Source organism: Algoriphagus halophilus (genome assembly GCF_900129785.1).
In the GTDB taxonomy this organism is placed as follows: domain Bacteria; phylum Bacteroidota; class Bacteroidia; order Cytophagales; family Cyclobacteriaceae; genus Algoriphagus; species Algoriphagus halophilus.
Genome location: NZ_FSRC01000001.1, coordinates 2,119,718 through 2,139,050, shown reverse-complemented (window position 1 = coordinate 2,139,050; position 19,333 = coordinate 2,119,718). Strand labels below are relative to the sequence as shown.

The 19,333-nt window shown below is 43.8% G+C and carries 12 protein-coding genes and 2 tRNA genes; 7 read left to right on the top strand and 7 right to left on the bottom strand.

What is annotated here, in order from left to right; translation table 11 throughout:
• Positions 1 to 41: 41 nt before the first annotated feature.
• Genes BUR11_RS09090 through BUR11_RS09080 form a run of 3 tightly spaced genes read right to left on the bottom strand, consistent with a single transcriptional unit; the run spans position 42 to position 4,236 of the window.
• Entirely contained in the window at positions 42 to 1,223 is a 1,182-nt protein-coding gene (locus BUR11_RS09090) for a class I SAM-dependent rRNA methyltransferase (protein ID WP_074224514.1), read from the bottom strand.
• Positions 1,210 to 2,607, bottom strand: a complete 1,398-nt coding sequence (locus BUR11_RS09085; protein ID WP_074224513.1) for a sodium:solute symporter family protein — start codon at positions 2,605 to 2,607, stop codon at positions 1,210 to 1,212. The genes BUR11_RS09090 and BUR11_RS09085 overlap by 14 nt, the downstream gene beginning before the upstream one ends.
• A 9-nt stretch (positions 2,608 to 2,616) precedes the next feature.
• Entirely contained in the window at positions 2,617 to 4,236 is a 1,620-nt protein-coding gene (locus tag BUR11_RS09080; protein ID WP_074224512.1) for an ABC-F family ATP-binding cassette domain-containing protein, read from the bottom strand.
• Positions 4,237 to 4,399: 163 nt separating this feature from the next.
• On the opposite strand from BUR11_RS09080, the gene BUR11_RS09075 reads away from it, so the two are divergent.
• The 3 genes from BUR11_RS09075 (at position 4,400) to galE (ending at position 11,750) form a co-directional block, all read left to right on the top strand.
• A complete protein-coding gene (locus tag BUR11_RS09075) occupies positions 4,400 to 7,537 on the top strand; it encodes a PKD domain-containing protein (RefSeq protein WP_074224511.1) in 3,138 nt (1,045 codons plus the stop codon).
• A gap of 10 nt (positions 7,538 to 7,547) precedes the next feature.
• Complete coding sequence (locus tag BUR11_RS09070) at positions 7,548 to 10,661, top strand: PKD domain-containing protein (RefSeq protein WP_074224510.1); 3,114 nt, start codon at positions 7,548 to 7,550, stop codon at positions 10,659 to 10,661.
• A 66-nt stretch (positions 10,662 to 10,727) separates the two neighbouring features.
• Complete coding sequence (galE, locus tag BUR11_RS09065; RefSeq protein WP_074224509.1) at positions 10,728 to 11,750, top strand: UDP-glucose 4-epimerase GalE; 1,023 nt, start codon at positions 10,728 to 10,730, stop codon at positions 11,748 to 11,750.
• Here the strand turns inward: galE and BUR11_RS09060 are convergent.
• From BUR11_RS09060 to BUR11_RS09050, 3 genes are all read right to left on the bottom strand, one after another.
• Complete coding sequence (locus BUR11_RS09060) at positions 11,747 to 14,053, bottom strand: GH92 family glycosyl hydrolase (protein WP_074224508.1); 2,307 nt, start codon at positions 14,051 to 14,053, stop codon at positions 11,747 to 11,749. The two genes, galE and BUR11_RS09060, sit on opposite strands and share 4 nt — an antisense overlap.
• A gap of 253 nt (positions 14,054 to 14,306) precedes the next feature.
• Positions 14,307 to 14,380: transfer RNA gene (locus BUR11_RS09055), tRNA-Asp, on the bottom strand.
• Between the two features lie 43 nt (positions 14,381 to 14,423).
• A tRNA-Asp gene (locus tag BUR11_RS09050) sits at positions 14,424 to 14,497 on the bottom strand.
• Between the two features lie 411 nt (positions 14,498 to 14,908).
• On the opposite strand from BUR11_RS09050, the gene BUR11_RS09045 reads away from it, so the two are divergent.
• Genes BUR11_RS09045 through BUR11_RS09030 form a run of 4 tightly spaced genes read left to right on the top strand, consistent with a single transcriptional unit; the run spans position 14,909 to position 18,100 of the window.
• A complete protein-coding gene (locus tag BUR11_RS09045) occupies positions 14,909 to 15,856 on the top strand; it encodes an acetyl-CoA carboxylase carboxyltransferase subunit alpha (protein WP_074225185.1) in 948 nt (315 codons plus the stop codon).
• A gap of 54 nt (positions 15,857 to 15,910) precedes the next feature.
• The gene (locus BUR11_RS09040) at positions 15,911 to 16,750 is read left to right on the top strand and encodes an MBL fold metallo-hydrolase (RefSeq protein ID WP_074224507.1); all 840 of its coding nucleotides are present in this window, start codon (positions 15,911 to 15,913) and stop codon (positions 16,748 to 16,750) included.
• Positions 16,740 to 17,528, top strand: coding sequence for a patatin-like phospholipase family protein (locus BUR11_RS09035; RefSeq protein ID WP_074224506.1), 789 nt, complete (start codon positions 16,740 to 16,742; stop codon positions 17,526 to 17,528). Before BUR11_RS09040 ends, BUR11_RS09035 begins: the two co-directional genes overlap by 11 nt.
• Before the next feature lie 11 nt (positions 17,529 to 17,539).
• Positions 17,540 to 18,100 carry a 1-acyl-sn-glycerol-3-phosphate acyltransferase gene (locus BUR11_RS09030; RefSeq protein ID WP_074224505.1) on the top strand — a complete coding sequence of 187 codons (561 nt, stop codon included), beginning with the start codon at positions 17,540 to 17,542 and terminating at the stop codon, positions 18,098 to 18,100.
• A 38-nt stretch (positions 18,101 to 18,138) separates the two neighbouring features.
• Here BUR11_RS09030 and BUR11_RS09025 read toward each other — a convergent pair whose 3' ends face one another.
• Entirely contained in the window at positions 18,139 to 19,320 is a 1,182-nt protein-coding gene (locus BUR11_RS09025; RefSeq protein ID WP_074224504.1) for an aspartate aminotransferase family protein, read from the bottom strand.
• Positions 19,321 to 19,333: the final 13 nt, after the last annotated feature.

Genomic DNA, 19,333 nt, shown 5'->3' with positions numbered 1-19,333 from the left:
TGATAGGTGAAAATAGTTGAATGGCTTCGAATTATCAGGCATTACTCCACAAATAATACGAGTCCTTTCAAATATTCAGTTTCTGTATGATAAATATTCACTGGGTGATCCGCTGGTTGGGTAACTTGATGAAGGATTTTTATGTTTCTGCCCGATTCCAGAGCGGCAGCCGTAATCGTATGGGCAAACAACGCTTTATCCACTACCTGGCTACAGGAAAAGGTAAATAAGATCCCTCCTGGTTTGATTTTTTTCAAAGCCTCAGCATTTAATCGTTTGTAGGCCTGGACGGCATTGTGCCGGGCTTTCATGTTCTTGGCAAAAGCAGGCGGGTCCAGCACAATGATGTCATAGTCATCACCTATCTCCCGAATGTATTTGACCACATCTGCTACCTTGGATTCATGTTTGCCTTCGATCTCAGGATTCAACGCAACGTTTTCTTCCGTAAGTTCGATTGCTTTGGGGGAGATGTCTACGGAGTGAACTTCCTTTGCCCCCTCTTTGAGCGCCAACACCGAAAACCCTCCCGAATAGCAAAAAGTGTTTAAGACCTTTTTTCCGGAAGAATAGGAGGCAAGCAATTTCCTGTTCTCTCGTTGATCGATGAAAAACCCGGTTTTCTGCCCTTTCTCCCAATCAATTTTGTACGTGGCTCCATATTCTTTTACCAAATCAGTATTAGGCTCCCCTATGATCCATTCATTGGAGGAGATCCCCAGATTCTTGGGAAGGGTCTCTGCACTTTTGTCAAAGACCCCGGCCAACTTTTCCCCATAGGTATGGTGAATCGCCTGGGCTATTTCTTGGATATGGGCATGCATTCCCACGTGATGGGCTTGAATGACGGCAGTGCCATTGTAAAAATCCACAATCAGGCCAGGTACTAAATCCCCTTCTCCGTGAACAAGCCTATAGACATTGGTTTCCTGATTGGCTGTCAAGCCTAAACTTTGCCGCAAGGCATAGGCTGATTGGATCTTGACATTCCAAAACTCCTGGTCAATTTCCCTGTTTTCGAAGGATATGATCCTGACCATGATAGAGCCATGAGAGAAATGACCTATACCTAGAAACTCCTCTCTGGAAGAATAGACAGCAACCAGTTCACCGTTTTCCAAGTGTTCCGGCTTTTGAAATATTGCTCCGGAAAACACCCAATGGTGCTTTCTTTTTAAGGAGATTTCCTTTCCTTTTTTTAATATGATCTTAGGATAATTCATCGAGTTGTGGGGTTCGTGTTGGGAAACTAATGCTTCCGATTATCATTGCTAAAATACTAAATATCAATCCAATAAGATGTGAATCTATGACAGGGTTCAATTGATCGGAGATCAAGTAGGAAACCATTCCTACCATCATGGAAAGCAGGCAGCCTACAGGCGATGCCTTTTTCCAATACAGACCTGCTGTCAAAGGGACAAACAGGGAAACCAGCATCAAAATGGAAGCTCCTGCAACCAGGTCATAAATGTCCGATTCCATCGTGGCTATGACCGTGGCGACCAGGGCCACCAAAACTATATTGCCTCTCAGAATCCATAAAAGCGATTGGTCTTTCAGTTTTTCCCCAAAAAAAGGTTTGATCAGGTTTTCAGAAAGAATGGCCGCCGGTGCCAATAAGCCTGAGCTGGTAGTACTCATGATGGCGGAGATCAGGGCTCCAAAGAAAACAATCTGAATGGGAAGACCCCCATGGGCAAGAATCATGGTGGGCAGGAGCATTTGCTTGTTTTCCAGATAAAGTTCCGGGTAAAGCACCTTTGCTCCCAGTGCTATAAATAAGGGCAACAACCCAAAAGTCAAATAAAACCCTCCTGCCAGATACGTGGATCTTACGGCTACTTTTTCAGACTTGGAAGACATGACCCGCTGGTAAATATCCTGACTTGGAATGCTACCCAGGCCTAATATGATCCAGGCTCCAAAATAGTTGATCCAGGAAATTGCACCGCCAGTTGGGAAAAACTGGAAGCTTTCTTCCGGGGCCTGAGATAAAATATTCTGAACTCCCCCTGCTTCTGAGGCGACCATCATGGATACCCATAGTAATCCTACCACAATCATGGTAGTTTGGATAAAATCAGTGATAGAAATGGCCCACATTCCACCCAGGAAGGTGTAAAAGACCACAATGCCTGAGGAGATTAAAATTCCTTCCACCAACGTTAAATCCGTAATGGATCCTAATATTAAACTCAAGGCCACCAATTGAGCTGCTACATATCCGAAATAGGCAGGGATCATGAAGACGGAAGCAAAAAACTCTACGCGTTTTCCAAAAATCCTTCTGAATACATCCCCTATGGTCAATACCCCCATTCTATACATGGGCCGGAGAAAAAACAGACCAAACAATACCAGGCAAAGTGCGCCTCCAAAGGGGTCTTCGATTACGCCTATCAACCCTTCCTCCAAATAAACAGAAGAGGCTCCGAAAATCGTTTCGGAGCCAAACCATGTTGCAAATAATGCAGATGCTGATAGGAAAAGAGGTAAAGACCTTCCCGCTAACACGAAATCATTGGAACTTTTCACCAGTCTGGTAGACCAGGCTCCGATGGCAACCGTAATTGCCAGATAAATAATGATCGAAGTCAGCAGCAAGAGTAAAGCTTAACTAGTTCCGTACATTTTTTCTCTGATCGCTTTAATTTCCTCAGAGTTTAAATAATCATCATAAGGCATTCTTCTATCAATCGTTCCATTTGGGGTAAATTCCACGATTCTGTTGGCAGAAGATTGAACAAATGCGTGGTCATAAGAGGACATCAGAACAGTTCCCGTAAACTCCACTACGGCATTGTTGAAAGCAGTAATCGACTCCAGATCCAAGTGGTTGGTAGGTTCATCCATGACCAATAGGTTTGGGTTTTGAAGCATCATTTTGGAAATCATGCAGCGTACCTTTTCTCCACCAGAAAGTACAGAAGACTTTTTAAGTGTTTCCTCACCTGTGAAAAGCATTCTCCCCAAGAAAGTTCTTACATACGCTTCCTCCTGATTAGAGGAATATTGTCTTAACCAATCGATCAGATTGAGGTCAGAATTGAAATACTCAGAGTTGTCATTCGGTAAGTAGGCTTTGTTGATGGTCACTCCCCATTTGAAACTCCCTGTCTGCACGGGGATTTCCTCCATGATCGTCTGGAAAAACTTATTGACTGCCTGCTTGGTTTTGGAGATGAACGCGATTTTATCTCCTTTATCCACCATCAGATTGACATCCGTGAAGTAGGTAACTCCATCTGATTTCAATTCCAGGTTTTCGGTCATAAATATCTGGTCACCCGCTTCTCTTTCAGGTTTGAAGATGATGCCAGGGTATTTTCTGGAAGAAGGCTGGATCTCATCCACATTCAGCTTTTCAAGCATTTTCTTCCTGGAGGTCGCTTGCTTGGACTTTGCCACGTTGGCAGAGAATCGCTCGATGAATGACTGAAGTTCTTTACGCTTTTCTTCCGCCTTCTTGTTTTGCTCAGATCGTTGCTTCAATGCAAGCTGGGAAGACTCATACCAGAAGGTATAGTTACCTGAATAAATCTTGATTTTGGAGAAATCAATATCTACGATGTGGGTAGAAACGGTATCCAAGAAGTGTCTATCGTGGGAAACGACAATGACCAGGTTTTTGAAATCAATCAAGAAGTTCTCCAACCACTCGATGGTATCTGAATCCAAGTCGTTGGTAGGTTCATCCAGAATCAGAATGTCCGGATTACCAAAAAGTGCCTGGGCCAATAACACCCGTACTTTTTGATTCCCTGCCAGTTGGTTCATGGGAAGGTAATGAAGGTCCTCCGTGATGCCAAGGCCAGAAAGGAGGGAAGCTGCATCGGATTCAGCATTCCAGCCATCCATTTCAGCAAATTCTGCTTCCAATTCAGAAGCTCTGATCCCATCTTCTTCAGAGAAGTCTTCCTTCAGGTAGATGGCATCCTTTTCTTCCATGATTGAAAAGAGCTTTTTATGGCCCATCAATACGGTCTTCAGGACTTCTACCTCATCGAATTTAAAGTGATCCTGACTTAATACGGCCATTCGTTGGCCAGGAGTAATATTTACGGAACCACTGGTACTTTCTATATCTCCGGAAAGAATTTTCAAAAAAGTAGATTTTCCGGCACCATTGGCACCGATTACCCCGTAACAATTACCTGGGGTAAACTTGACACTTACTTCATCAAAAAGTGTTCTTTTTCCAAATTTAAGAGAAAGGTTATCTACTGAAATCATTCGGTTTTGCTTCTTTTTTTGAGCCGCAAAGATAGGAATAAAATTTTGTTGAGCAGGTTGGGAAAGCGCTTTTCTAAGTTAAAATCCTGTCTATAGTCTGAATATTTAAACTATTGTTTCGCAGGTTGTTTATATTGAAGCAATTTCCACTAGTTGGGTTTCTATGAAGAGAATTTTACTTGGATTTTTATTTCTTTTTTGCTGCTTTTTTTATTGCCAAAAATCAGTTGCACAACTCTCCACAGTAGGAAAGGAGTTCTGGGTGGGATTCATGGACAATAATCGAGTTTTACCAGATGCTCCCGATCAAGCCGTAATTGTTATTTCTGCGAATGAAGACGCGGTGGGCTACATCGAGTATAACGGGAGGGACGTTCCTTTTAACCTTTCCAAGGGACAGCAATTTGCCCATGTGGTGCCTTCGGAAGAAATTGATTTATTACATCGGAATACAGGAGTTATTGAGAACAAAGGAGTTTACATCAGTTCCAATGGGAAAATAGCGGTTTATGCGTTTAATGAGCGTTTTCGTTCTGCTGACGGAACAGTGGTGTTGCCTGTCAGTGCCCTGGGCATGGATTATTTGGTTACCTCCCATTATGAGCTTTTGACAGTTCCAGTGCCCTTTGTCGCCAATGTCAATGATGAAAGTGAATTGTTGGTGGTGGCTACGGAGGACAATACAGAAATTGAAATCACTTCTTCGGTCCAGGCTTACGGGGGAAATGTCCCGGGAGTACCTTTTACCATCACTTTAAACCGAGGACAAAGTTATCAGTTGAAAGCCAAGGCGGATCTAACGGGCTCCAGGGTTCGGGTGATCGGGGAAAATGCGGATAGTTGTAAAAAGATCGCTGTTTTTGGAGGCAATAAATGGACTACCGTAGGGAATTGTGGAGGTGCACCGGATAATTTGTTTCAACAAACCTATCCCACTTCCAGCTGGGGAACCTCGTTTGTACATGTGGCACTTTCGGGAAGGACTTCCGGGGAGTTGGTGAAAATACTTGCTTCGGAAGATGGTACCCAAGTTACGATTGGTGGCCAAAACAGAGGTACCATCGATGCCGGAGAGTTTTTAAGCGTGGATTTTGGGATTAACGAGTCCGCAAAAATCGAAACTTCCAAACCGGCAAGTGTAACCGTCTTTTCAAAAAGCCAGGAATGTAACGAGCCCAACGATCCCAATTATTCCAATGGAGATCCCTTTATGATGACCTATAGCCCCAGCGAACAATTGCTCAAGGAAATTCAGTTTAATGCCCTGAATTTACCCTCGATTGTATCACACTATTTAAATCTGGTAGTGAAAGCAGGGACTGAGAGTCTTACCTTTTTGGACGGACAAAATCTAGGGACCAGGTTTTCCCCGGTCCCGGGAGATCCCTCTTATTCCTATGCCAGGATCAATATTTCACAAGGGGTGCACCGGTTGGTGAACTCCGAAGGTTTCAATGGTTATGTGTATGGTTTTGGGTTTATTGAATCGTATGGATTTGCAGTAGGAGCGGCATTGGATAATTTGAATTTTGAAACAGAATCCTCTTATGAATTTGAGGTAAATGGGGAACAAGTAGCCTGTCTGAATCACGAAGGTACCTGGGTGATTGAGTCTGAAAACCCTAACTTCAGTTATTTTGAATGGGATTTTGGCGATGGTTCTGAGGTGAAAATAGGCAAGGAAGTAACCCATACCTACACCGAAGCTGGAGATTATGAGATTTTGGTCAAAGCTTCTATTAGTCCAACTACCTGTGAGGAACAGGAGGAAGTGGTTTTTGAAGTAGAAGTGATAGAACTCTCTTCTGAGTTGGAAATAGAAGGAATATCCAGCGTATGTCCTGGGGAAGAAGCAATGATCTATAAGCTTTCAGATGCTATTTCCAACCAGGTTTCAACGCTTGAATTTGAAGTGGAAGGTGGTGATATCGTAGAAAATTATGGAGATTCCATTTTGGTAAACTGGGGTCCCGCCAATGATCTGGCCAGTATTTTAGCAATTCCCTATTCTGAAAATGGTTGTCCAGGTGACACCATTCGGTTGGAGGTAACCATCAATAAACAGCTGGAAGCAGTCATGCCAGAAGGGCCAACCCAGGTGTGTTTTGACCCAACGACTCCATTTGTTTATGAAGTGCCTGACTCGAGTCCGGGGAGAGCTTATGAGTGGACTGTTCTTGGGGGTACCATTCGTTCAACTTCAGATGATGGAAGCATTGAAGTAATCTGGGATCAGCCTGGCATGAAGGGATCAGTAAGTTATACGGTGACCAGTTTGGTGGATAATTCCTGTGGAGGCGATTCACCTGTGTTGGAAATTGAGGTGGCAGATCGCCTGGAGTTAAGGTCAGTGAAAGAAAGTACGATTCATTGTTCTGGGGAGAGTAATGGAGAAATTGAGTTGGAAGTAGTTGGAGGAGTGGCACCTTTTGAGGTGAATTGGTCTCATGATGCGGGGTTGAAACAGTTGAAGGCAACAGGATTGTCGGCCGGCACTTATGAGGTAAAAGTAGTGGATGCCAATGGTTGCGAGTTCTCCCTGGAAGCGCTGGAGATCAAAGAACCAAATCAACTGGAGGTTTTATCCGTCCAAGTAGAAGGAACTTCCTGTTACGGGAAATCCGATGGTAAATTAGCGGTATCGCTGATTGGCGGAGTGGCTCCATACACCTATGAATATCAAGGAAGTCAGACTACTACAGGAGTAATAAATTTGATTGATTTGCCGCAAGGGCTCTATGAATGGGAGTTCAGCGATGCCAATGGCTGTGTAATTCCCCTGGCTTTCGAGATTACTTCACCACCTGCGCTTGAAGTATCGGTGAGATTGGAAAAACCCACATGTCCAGGAGGAAGTAACGGAGAGTTATTGGCAATTCCAGGAGGGGGAGATGCCCCCTACATTTACACATGGGAAGTGCCAGAGGGGCAAGGGAATCAATTAATTGGAGTTCCACGAGGTACCTATCAGATTTCTGTTCTGGATAATTCAGGTTGTATTAGTTTAGGGACAGGAGAAGTGTTGGAAGCAGCCCCGGAGGTTCGTATGCCTACTGGGTTTAAGCCGGATGCTTCGGGAGACCTCTTTCAAGGAGTTTCCAATTGTGAAATTGAATTTGAGCTCTGGGTTTATAACAGATGGGGGCAATTGATTTATACAGGTACATCTGGTTGGGACGGAAGGGTAGCAAATGAAGAGGCCCCATCTGGGACCTATACCTATTTATACCACTATTCTTTTCCATTGGAAGGAGAAGTTCAAACCATTGAGAAGCGAGGAGGGTTTACTTTAATCAGGTGAATTTTACAAGATGCCCAAATTAGGACGCTTATTTCTGTTTTGCATACTTACTTTTTTAGTAAGCTTGGATGGGTACGCCCAACTGAGTACCCTAGGGAAGGAGTTTGTTTTGGGGTTTATGGAAAACAATAACCGTCCCAATCAACCGGATTTAGCCTCCGTGATCATCACTGCCAATGAAGACAGTGAAGGAATGATTCAAGCGGGAGGTAAGGATATTCCGTTTTCACTCCAAAAAGGAGAGCAGTTTTATTATGAGTTCAACAATGGGGAGGACTTGATTCATAGGAGTTCCGGCACGGTTGAAACCAAAGCCGCATTTATTTCCTCCTCAGGAGAGATTGCAGTACATGCTGTAAACCAAAGGCAACGCAGTCTGGATGGAACGGTGGTGTTACCCATCACGGCATTGGGGAAGGAATATTATGTGACAGCACATGCCGATGTTTTTGGAGCAGGCCAAGATCCCGGGGCAAACTTGAATTATGAGAGTACACTGTTGATTTTGGCGGTGGAAAACAATACAGAGATTGAAATTGTGACTTCCACGAATACCGTCAATACCATTCCGGCCAATGCTCCTTTAACCATATTCCTGAATGCAGGAGAGAGTTACCAAATCAAAGCCAAAGGGGATTTGACAGGTTCCCGGATCAGGGTGATGAATAGCACGGATGGAGATTGTAAAAATATTGCAGTTTTTGGAGGGAATAAGTTGACCAGTGCTGGGGATTGTGGAACCACTGGTGATCATTTGTTTCAACAGGCTTATCCTGTAAAAAATTGGGGGAAATCCTATATCCATGTTCCCTTGGCAGGAAGGACATCGGGAGAAATTGTGAAGGTGCTGGCTTCTGAAGATAATACCGAGGTAACTGTCAATGGTGGTTCGGTGGGCAACCTGGACGCCGGTGAATTTTTGAAACTGGAGTTTGGTCCCAAAGAAGTGGTATCTATTGAATCCTCCAACCCAACAGCTGTTTCTGTTTTGGCGAAAAGCCAAGCTTGTAATGATTTTAATGACACCTTCTCAGCACAGGGAGATCCATCGTTAATCACCTATAGTGATAACAGCCAGAGGATCAAGTCCATTCTATTCTCCACTCCTGTTGGAGATGAAATTTTAAAGCACTATGCCAATGTGATGGTCCCTTCAGAGGCAGCAGGCCAAACGGTTTTGAATGGCCAAAATGTGGGAGCTGAATTTCTTCCCGTACCTGGAAACCCAGGTTTTAGCTATGCCCAATTGGTCATCAATGAAGGAGGGAATTCCCTGTCCAATCCAGAAGGCCTGATAGCCTATGCCTATGGAGATGGTTTTATTTCCTCTTATGGATACGCAACCGGAGCTAGTTTGGAAAATGTTCAGTTTGAAGCAGAATCCACCTACGATTTTGAGGTAGAAGGGGATCAGGTTGCTTGTTTTGGGAAGGAAGGAGTTTGGGAAATCATACCGGATAATCCGATGTTCCAATCATTTCTTTGGGATTTTGGAGATGGAACTGAATTGAAATCCGGAAAAGAAGTGACCCATACTTTTGAAGAAGAGGGAGTGTTTGAGGTAGTGGTTTTGGCATCTACCGGCGAAGGGAATTGTGACAGTGAGGAAGAGTTTAAGTTTGAAGTGGAGGTGAAAAAAATCGAAGGGGAACTGATCGGTCCCAGTGCCATATGCCTCAATGCCGATGAAGTGACTTATACCTTTGAAAACACGGATAATTTTGAAAGAGTAGTATGGGAAGTGGTCGATGGAATTGAATTGGTGAGTACTGATTCTACCCTCACGGTAAAGTGGGACGTGGAAACCCAAAATGGATCCGTAAAAGCCATTCCTTATTCAGAAAATGGTTGTCAAGGAGAGATCCAAGAAATCCAAGTGCAGGTTTCCAATGATGCTGAACCTGATAGGCCTTTAGGTCCCGAGGGGATTTGTGGGGTATTGTCCGAGACAGTGACTTATACTATTCCCTTTCCTTCCGATCAAAATACCTATCAATGGGTGGTAACAGGAGGAACTATTATAGATGGGCAGGGTACCATCGAAGTGGAGGTGCAATGGGAGGAGAATGCCCCAGAGAGAAGTTTGTATTATGAATCCACCAGTTTGGTCAATTCCTTATGTGCCGGGATTTCGCAAGTGTTGGACGTATTCATATACCCTGAATTTGAAGTAAGTATCTCTGAAAAATTATCCCCTGCTTGCCCGGGAGAATCGAATGGCTCCATTGTGTTGGATCCTCAAGGTGGTTCTGGAAATTACCAGGTGGAGTGGAGTCATGATCCATTGTTGGAATCCTTTAGTGCTTTCAATCTTTCCCAGGGAACATACGAAGTAAAAATCAAGGATTTATCCGGCTGTGGGGAAGAGGTATTGATGATTGAACTGGAAGATTTGGAGCCTTTGAGTCTTCTTGATGAACCCCTTACCAATGAAGTAAGCTGCCATGATGCAGCAGATGGATCGTATCAATTGAGGGTTTCGGGTGGGACACCCCCTTATGAGGTGGAAGGTCAGCAATCAGAATGGGATGGAGCGTTTTTGAAAGTGACGGGCTTGCCAAAAGGGCCATTCTCCCATACCATCCTCGATTCGAGGTCCTGCAGCATACCAGTGGAAGGGATCATTGAGGGTCCAGATCCGTTGACGCTTACGTTCAATGAAATCAGCCCAAGTTGCCCAGGAGGTGGGGATGGTGTGTTGGAAGTAATTCCCGCTGGAGGAGTAGCTCCCTATGAAATAATATGGGACAATGGTTTGAACGGGGCGATCATTGACGGCCTGTCCTCAGGGGAGTTTTCTGTCACTGTTACTGATGCCAATGGTTGTGTGGTGACCGGAAGCGGGGTCATACAGCCTTCCAAACCCCAGGTTCGGATGCCCTCGGGATTTTTGCCATCTGAGGGGGTGTATGAGCCCATTTCCAATTGCCCGATTACCTATTTACTGTTGATTTGGGACCGATGGGGGCAATTGATTTATTCCGGAAATGAGGGCTGGAATGGGGAATTGAAAGGCACTTCTGTGGATTCCGGGGTATTTACCTATAAAATCACCTATGAATTTTCCTTGGAAAATGGGGTAGGATCCGATTCTGAAACAGGAACCTTCACCTTAATCCGTTGATTTTTGATTTTTATTGTTCTAAATGCCCAGTTTTAGATAGTTTTGCTTCAGTAAATTTTTAAGAAGATGAAAAAGATTTTAATCACTGGAGGAGCTGGATACATTGGCTCGCATACCGCTGTGGAACTTGTCAAAGCTGGGTATGAGCCCATAATTTTGGACGATTTTTCGAATTCCAATCCAAATGTCATCAACAGATTGTCCGAAATACTCGGAAAAGATGTTATTTATTTCGAAGGAGATTGTAATGACAAAGAGGTTTTGGAAAGCGTTTATGCAGCGCATGCTTTTGAGGGAGTAATCCATTTTGCGGCCTTTAAGGCGGTAGGGGAGAGCACTCAATTTCCGTTGAAGTATTATCAGAATAATGTGGGCTCATTGACTGTTTTACTCGATTTCATGCAGCAAAAGGGAGTCAAAAACATCGTGTTTTCCTCTTCCTGTACCGTGTATGGCCAGCCAGATCAACTTCCGGTTACGGAAGAAACACCGCGCAAAGATGCGGAAAGCCCATATGGCAATACCAAAAAAATCTGTGAAGATATCCTGGTGGATTTTGTGAAAAGTAAGGCGAAAGTGAGAGTGGTTTCCCTCCGCTATTTTAATCCGGTAGGTGCGCACCCCAGTGCGAAAATCGGAGAGCTGCCGAATGGTACCCCAAATAATTTGGTTCCCTTTGTCACCCAAACTGCGGCTGGAATCAGGGAAAAAATCACAGTATTTGGAGATGATTATGATACCGTAGATGGTAGCTGCATCAGGGATTTTATCCATGTGATGGATTTGGCGAATGCCCATGTGAAAGCGTTGGCCTATCTGGAAAAGCAAGCCGATTGCTTTTACGATGTGTTCAATGTGGGAACAGGAAACGGGAACTCCGTTTTGGAGATCATCAAGACCTTCGAAAAGGTCAATGACCTGAAGCTCAATTATACCATTGGTCCAAGAAGACCTGGAGATGTGGTTAAAATCTGGGCGGATACCCAAAAAATCAACCAAGTGTTAGGCTGGTATCCTCAATATTCTTTGGAGGATTCTCTTCGGGATTCCTGGAACTGGGAAAAAAGTTTGAGTGGCGAACTTGCTTAGTTCGCCTTCTCACTCATTTCCAAAACCAAGGTTCCTCCTTGGATGATCTCTTGATGCGTCAATTCCAATTCCTTCAGTGGCTGCTCATTAAATACTCCAGATTTTACATAAAAGCTGTTTGGGCTATTATGTAAGGTGCGGATTGTGAATTCCTTGCCAGGATAATAATTGGGATGAAGATGAATGAGCACCTCATCAAAAATTGGGCTGCCAAGTTGGTAAGAAGGATTTGCTTCTGTGCCACCATTCATCTGAAAAAGACCAATTTTCATCAGTACCGCCAGGCTTCCCATGAGGCCCTGGTCTTCATCCCCATTGTATCCGGAATCAGGACTTAATTCAGCGTATACTTTGTTCACGATAGCCCTGGTCCAATAGTGGGTCAGATCAGGTCTTCCCAATTTTTGAAAAATAAAGGCGGTCTGAATGGAAGGTTGGTTTCCATAATTGATAGGGATTCTTCGATATTCTGGATGAGCTTCCTGGGAATGCGAGGTTCCAGAAGTAAACCCTTGTTTCTCGGCTTGCTCAAAAGATTCATTTAATCGTTGAATGGCCTGGTCTTTTCCTCCCATCAGTGCTGCCAGCCCCTCTAAATCATGGGGTACAAACCAAGTAGCCTGGCTTCCATTGGCTTCGTTGAACCCTGCATTGTAATCATAGGGATCGAATGGAGTTTTCCAGGCTCCGGAAACATTTCTCGGCCTCATCCAGCCTGTTTCGGGATCAAATGTGTTTTTATAGTTGAAAGAACGCTGGTAAAACTCCTTATAGGCGGCTTGGTCTCCCAATGCTTTTGCCAATTGAGCCAGCGTCCAATCTTGATAGGCATATTCCAAGGTAAGGCTTGGTCCATCCTGGTGTGCACCAAAACGACCTTCTGGAATTGGCCAAGGCACATATCCATTCTTCAAATAGTATTGAAACCCTCCTCCCAAATTGGTTTTGTGCTCATACCCGGCTTTTTCCATGATGCCCCCTGGGCGATGGTTTTTCTTCAGGCCCTCGTAAGCCATTTCAATATCAAAACCCTTGATTCCTTTTTGATATGCACTGACGATAAAAGGAGTGCTGGAGGCTCCCGTCATGACATAGGTGTAGTTCCCGCCTGAAGGGCCTCTGGGAATCAATCCTCCATCTTGATAGTATTGCAACATGGAATTGACAAACTCCTCCGTAATTTCCGGGTAGACCAAATGCCATAGTGTGTTGAGGGTCCATTGTGCTCCCCAAAATGAATCCGAATTGAAATGCCTGAACTTCGGTTTGCCGGAAGCGTCCAAGGGAATCTGTTTGATCCGATGTTTCCCGGAAGTCATGTCAGCATATTGGCCATTGACATCACTGATGGTTCTCCTTCCTTGCAATGCATGCCATAAGTCTGTGTAAAACCTTCTTTGAGCCTTTTCTGTCCCTCCTGAAACCTGGATTCGGGACAGGTAATTATTCCATTCAGTAAAAGATGCTTCCTTTACCTGATCGAAATCCCAGTGGCTGTTTTCTGTTTCAAGGTTCAACAAGGCCTGCTCCGCACTGACATAAGAGATTCCTACTTTCATCAGCAATTCATCGGAACGGTCATCAAAAGAAAGGATAAGTCCGGAATCCGGCCCCTTGATTTGTTCCAGGTCTGCGCTTACTTCCTTGGCATTCCAACCGATATGCGATTGAACCGCTCTGTTCAATTGGATGGCAAAGAAAACCGGTGTATCAAATGGTCTTCGGGAAGTAGCTCCATTGACAAGGGTTCCCAGGTAGGTGGTTGGAGAGATCTGTGTGATGGATCCATCAATTAGTTGGGAAGGCCCAAGCTTTCCTCCCAAACGGATCAAGATTTGCTGTTGGCCCGTTTCGGTGAAATGATATCTATGGAAACCGGTTCTTAAGGTGGATGTAAGCTCCGCTTTCACGCCGTATCGATCCAGGTATACCTGATGATATCCCGGCTTTACGATTTCATTGGCATGGCTAAAAGGGGAGCCGAAATCTTTAGAAGATTCCAGGTCAAAATTGACAAGCGGCAGCACGGATAACCCAGACAATTGCCAGGCATGGATATGGCTAAAACCTTTGATGGTATCGCTTTGGTATCTATATCCACTTCCCCAGGCACCATCAATATCCGTGTCTGGGCTTAAATTCACCATTCCGAAGGGACGGTTAGCCGAATTAAAGAAGAACCACCTTGAGTTACTACTGTCCACATAGGGGTAGACCAAATCCACAGGAGAGTTGGGTTCCTGAGCATTTACGGAAGAAATACAGTTTAAAAAGAGGAGGCTAAGTAGTATTCGGAAGGTCATTTACTTTGGGTTTACGTGTCGTATTGTTGCCGGGAATCAAAGAAACGAAAAAGCAATAACTATGGCGAATGCTTTATTCGGAAAGGATTCCATAGATTGACCCCATTCGGATCGTCTCAGGTAGCAAGGAAATAGGTTGAAAAATATCATCCCGATGATTCGGGACAGGCATTCGGAGGTTAGAAGCCAAACGGCTAATGATTTAGTTTGATCACAAACAAAAAAAGCCTCGAAGTTACTCGAAGCTTTTAAGCGGAATGGACGGGACTCGAACCCGCGACCTCCTGCGTGACAGGCAGGCATTCTAACCAGCTGAACTACCACTCCAATATTTTAAATAATCTATGATGACTTTTTCATCAGGTTTAAGCGGAATGGACGGGACTCGAACCCGCGACCTCCTGCGTGACAGGCAGGCATTCTAACCAGCTGAACTACCACTCCGTTTACTTCAAAAACATCCTGAAAACATGAATTTCACATCCCCGTCGTTTTTGAGTGATGCAAAGGTAGGTTTTTGAATCATTTTTACAAAAGGAGGACAAAAAAAAAGATGAGTTAAATTGTATTGACTTCTGATTCAAGGAGATAAATTTTTAAAAAAAGCCTTTTGAAGAGTAGTTATTTCCGAAACCAAGCTGACAAGCGTATCCAGGGAATAGGAGATTTGTTTAAACAGCCTAAAGTAAAGACCTTTGGGAAGTCCTTAGATTTAGTGTAGTATTGAAGTAATTAACTATGTAAAGACTTTGAATACAATAGCTCTTGAAAATCAACAGCTTCCAAAGTGATTGAGCAAAAATTTTATTTCTCAAGGGTATATTGCTTATCTTTAACCTTCCAAAAATCACCAGAATGGTATTAGAATTCGAAAAACCAATAGCTGATTTAGAGCAGAAACTTCAGGAAATGAAGGATTTAGCCCAGGGTAGAAACATAGATTTGACTTCAGATATAAAGTCTTTAGAAGAAAAAATCCTGACTTTGAAAAAAGAAACGTTTCAAAATTTGACCCGCTGGCAGAGAGTTCAGCTTTCAAGACATGCAGATCGACCTTATGCATTAGATTATATCTATGAAATAACCAACGATTTTATTGAGTTACATGGTGACCGCACCGTAGCAGATGATAAAGCAATGGTAGGTGGCTTAGGTGATATAGACGGCAGAACCGTCATGTTTATCGGCCAGCAGAAAGGTAGAAACACAAAACAACGCCAATTGAGAAACTTTGGGATGGCAAATCCCGAGGGGTATAGAAAGGCTTTGCGTCTGATGAAAATGGCTGAAAAATTCGGCAAGCCAATTGTCACACTGATTGATACTCCAGGAGCTTTTCCTGGATTGGAGGCAGAAGAAAGAGGGCAAGGAGAAGCAATTGCCAGAAATTTGAAAGAGATGTTCATGCTGAAAGTCCCTGTGATATGTATTATCATAGGAGAGGGAGCTTCAGGTGGGGCATTGGGGATTGCGATAGGAGATCGGGTGATGATGCTTGAAAACTCATGGTATTCTGTGATTTCCCCGGAAAACTGTTCTACTATTTTGTGGAGAAGCTGGGATTACAAAGAGCAGGCTGCGGAATCTCTGAAGCTGACAGCGAAAGACATGAAAGGGAATGGCTTGATCGATGATATCATTCCAGAGCCTTTAGGCGGAGCTCATAAAGACATGAAACAGATGTCACTCACGTTGAAGGAAACTATTGTGAAGGCATTAAAAGAGCTGGATAAGATCAAAGCAGAAAAAAGAATTGAACAGCGCATCGACAAATTTTGCTCGATGGGCGTAGTAGTTGAGTAACTAAGTTGAATCCCGGTCTTTTAAAAAAGCCCGGGCTTTTTCTTTCTATACAAAATGGATTTATACGTAGTAAATACCGGTTTTTTTAAGTTGGATGGAGGAGCAATGTTTGGCGTTGTTCCTAAGACCCTTTGGTCAAGGACCAACGCTGCAGATGAGAACAATCTTTGCACCTGGGCAATGAGATCGCTTTTGGTGGTTCAAGGAAACAGGGTGGTATTGATTGATAATGGGATTGGCGATAAACAGGATGCCAAGTTTTTCTCCCATTATTATCTACATGGGGAGGATTCCCTGAAAGGAAATCTATTGAAGTTAGGGGTTCATCCCACTGATATCACGGATAATTTTCTGACACATTTGCATTTTGATCATTGTGGTGGGGGAGTCGGTTATGGTTCCCACGGCCAATATGAAATGACTTTTCCAAGAGCAACCTACTGGTCCAATAAAGCCCATTGGAAATGGGCTACCGTTCCGAATCCCAGGGAGAAAGCATCCTTTTTGAAGGAAAATATCCTACCTATGGAAGAAATGGGTCAACTGGATTTTGTCGATCTGGAAAAACCTTCACTTTTTGAGGGGTTTGACTTTATTACAGTAGATGGGCATACCGACAAACAAATGCTTCCAAAGATCCAATACAAAGGAAGGACTTTGGTCTTTGTGGCAGATTTATTGCCTTCGGTAGGGCATATTCCGTTGCCTTATGTGATGGGATATGATACCAGGCCATTACTAACCATGGATGAGAAAGCCCAATTTTTGGAAGAAGCGGCACGGGAAAAGTATATACTGTTCCTGGAGCATGACCCTGTCCATGAGTGTTGCACCGTTAAAATGACCGAAAAAGGAGTGAGGTTGGATCAAACTTTCAAGCTTCATGAAATCTGATTTAAAAGTTGGGATTGCGTTATCTGGGGGAGGTGTAAGAGGGATTTCTCATTTGGGAGTTCTCAAGGGATTGAATGAGGCAGGAATATTCCCGACCAAAGTGAGCGGCACCTCAGCTGGAGCCATAGCAGGGGCGATGTATTGCAATGGTTATCAACCAGAGGAAGTACTAAAGATCATAGTGGAGACCAATTACTTTAAGTTTATGCGTCCCGCCATATCCCTTACGGGTTTCTTAAAGATGAATTCCGTGGGGGAATTGTTCAAGCTGTATCTGAAGCACAATAATTTCAGTGAATTACAAATTCCTTTGACAGTAGCTGCCACAGATATCAAAAAAGGGAAAGTCATCTATTTTTCAGAAGGAGAATTAATTCCTCCAATTCTTGCTTCTTCCTGTATTCCAGGAATGTTTGACCCGATTGTGATCGGGGATAAATTTTTCGTCGATGGAGGAGTTCTGAATAATCTTCCGGTTGAACCATTGGAAGGGATCTGTGACTTTGTGATTGGGATCAATTGCAACCATTTGCCTGAGGAAAGCAATATCAGGAATATGAAAAGCCTGATCGAGCGGTCCGTTATCATGTCCATGAACTACAATGTTTACAGCAGGAAGTCCAAATGTGATTTTTTTATAGAAGCACCGGGCTTGGGCAAATATGGAGTCTTCGATATCAAAAAGGCGCCAGAATTATTTCAGGCAGGTTATGAACAGGCATTACAATATATTGACGAAAATCCTGCAATTTTGGAGCTGGCAACTAAAAAAGAGTAAAAAGTAATCATATGATGAAGTTATTGTCCCGCTTTGTGTTTTGGATTTCGGGCTGGTCCTTGAATGCCAACTGGCCTGAAGGGTTAAAAAAGGCGGTCTTAATTGCAATCCCCCATACTTCCAATTGGGATATTTTATATGCAAGAGCTGCATTTTTCCTGATGGATATCCCGGTCAGATTTACCATCAAGAAAGAAGTAATGGTAGGCCCTTTGGGATGGCTGCTATCAGGCTTGGGGGCAATAGGAATTGACAGAAAAAGGATCCCTGGGGGGCGAAAGCAAACCTATACTGAAGCCATGGTGAACATGCTTAAAGAGCGGGATGAATTGGTGATCATGGTCACACCTGAAGGAACCCGTTCACAAGTGAAAAAATGGAAGTCCGGATTTTATCATATTGCCTTAGGGGCCAATGTTCCCATTGTAGTGGGGTATCTGGATTATAAAAAGAAGGAAGCAGGAATAGGACCTTGTATCTATCCTGATGGTAATATGGATGCACAAATTGAAGAATTAAAAGCCTTTGGAAGGACCGTTACCGGAAAGCATCCCGAGAAAGGTATCGTATAAAAGCAAGGTCTGGAAATCCATCCAGACCTTGCTTTTTTTTAGGAGGCTTCGATCGCCTGCAGGATGAGTTGGCAGGCTTTTTTGAGTTCCTCTTCAGTGATGGTCAACGGGGGTGCAATCCGCATGGAGTCATCACAAAACAGAAACCAATCTGTAATCACTCCAAGCGCTATTGCCCGGTCGATGATTGGTTTCAATACTTCAAAAGATTCAAATTTTACCGCCATCATCAGTCCTTTGTTTCTGATTTCTTGAATCTTAGGATGAATCAGTAAGGATTTGATCAGGTTGGCCTTTCCTTCTACCTGTTCTATCAGGGACTCGTTTTTTAAAACTTCTATGGTTGCAATACTGGCTGCAGCGGAGACAGGGTGTCCGCCAAACGTGGTGATATGGCCCAGTAAAGGATTGTTTTTAAATACCCCCATCACTTCTTTGTTGGCTATAAAAGCTCCAATGGGCATTCCTCCCCCCATCCCTTTGGCACAAACAATAATATCCGGGACGATCTCAAAATGTTCAAATGCCCAGAATTTCCCGGTCCTTCCGAATCCTGCCTGAATTTCATCCAGAATCAAGAGCGCACCCATTTCATCGCATTTCTTTCTGAGCGCCTGGAAATAGTCCTTGGTTCCCACTCGGATTCCGGCTTCCCCTTGGATGGTCTCCATGACCACAGCGGCAGTATCGGGATTGATCTGTTCCAAATCAGCCAATGCGCCATAGTGAATATTGGTGACACCGGGAAGTAAGGGTCTATAGGCCCTTTTGAAAATTTCATTTCCCCCTACACTCAATGCGCCATGGGAACTCCCATGGTAGGCATTGACACAAGAAATGATGTTTCTTTTGCCGGTATATCTTTTTGCCAATTTTAAAGCACCTTCTATCGCCTCAGATCCGCTGTTGACCAAATACACATTGTCTAAATGTGGGGGTAGCGTTTTACAAAGAGCTTCCGCCAATTTGGTCTGAGGGCTTTGTACATATTCCCCATATACCATCAGGTGCAGGTATTTATCGAGTTGGGCCTGAATGGCTTCCAACACTTTTGGATGTCTATGTCCTACATTGCTTACTCCGATACCTGAAATGAGATCAATATATTTTTCACCATTTGGGCCATGTAAATAAACTCCTTCCGCTTTTTCTACTTCAATCAATAGAGGGAAGTCAGTGGTTTGTGCTAAATGTTGAAGAAATAGTTGTCTATTATTCATGAATAGATAGGGT

What these genes read in the sequence shown, in the direction of transcription:
- galE (WP_074224509.1), top strand. Translation starts at nt 10,728, where the DNA reads ATGAAAAAGATTTTAATCACTGGAGGAGCTGGATACATTGGCTCGCAT.
- BUR11_RS09075 (WP_074224511.1), top strand. Translation starts at nt 4,400, where the DNA reads ATGAAGAGAATTTTACTTGGATTTTTATTTCTTTTTTGCTGCTTTTTT.
- BUR11_RS09080 (WP_074224512.1), bottom strand. Translation starts at nt 4,236, where the DNA reads ATGATTTCAGTAGATAACCTTTCTCTTAAATTTGGAAAAAGAACACTT.
- BUR11_RS09090 (WP_074224514.1), bottom strand. Translation starts at nt 1,223, where the DNA reads ATGAATTATCCTAAGATCATATTAAAAAAAGGAAAGGAAATCTCCTTA.
- BUR11_RS09030 (WP_074224505.1), top strand. Translation starts at nt 17,540, where the DNA reads ATGATGAAGTTATTGTCCCGCTTTGTGTTTTGGATTTCGGGCTGGTCC.
- BUR11_RS09035 (WP_074224506.1), top strand. Translation starts at nt 16,740, where the DNA reads ATGAAATCTGATTTAAAAGTTGGGATTGCGTTATCTGGGGGAGGTGTA.
- BUR11_RS09045 (WP_074225185.1), top strand. Translation starts at nt 14,909, where the DNA reads ATGGTATTAGAATTCGAAAAACCAATAGCTGATTTAGAGCAGAAACTT.
- BUR11_RS09060 (WP_074224508.1), bottom strand. Translation starts at nt 14,053, where the DNA reads ATGACCTTCCGAATACTACTTAGCCTCCTCTTTTTAAACTGTATTTCT.
- BUR11_RS09040 (WP_074224507.1), top strand. Translation starts at nt 15,911, where the DNA reads ATGGATTTATACGTAGTAAATACCGGTTTTTTTAAGTTGGATGGAGGA.
- BUR11_RS09070 (WP_074224510.1), top strand. Translation starts at nt 7,548, where the DNA reads ATGCCCAAATTAGGACGCTTATTTCTGTTTTGCATACTTACTTTTTTA.
- BUR11_RS09025 (WP_074224504.1), bottom strand. Translation starts at nt 19,320, where the DNA reads ATGAATAATAGACAACTATTTCTTCAACATTTAGCACAAACCACTGAC.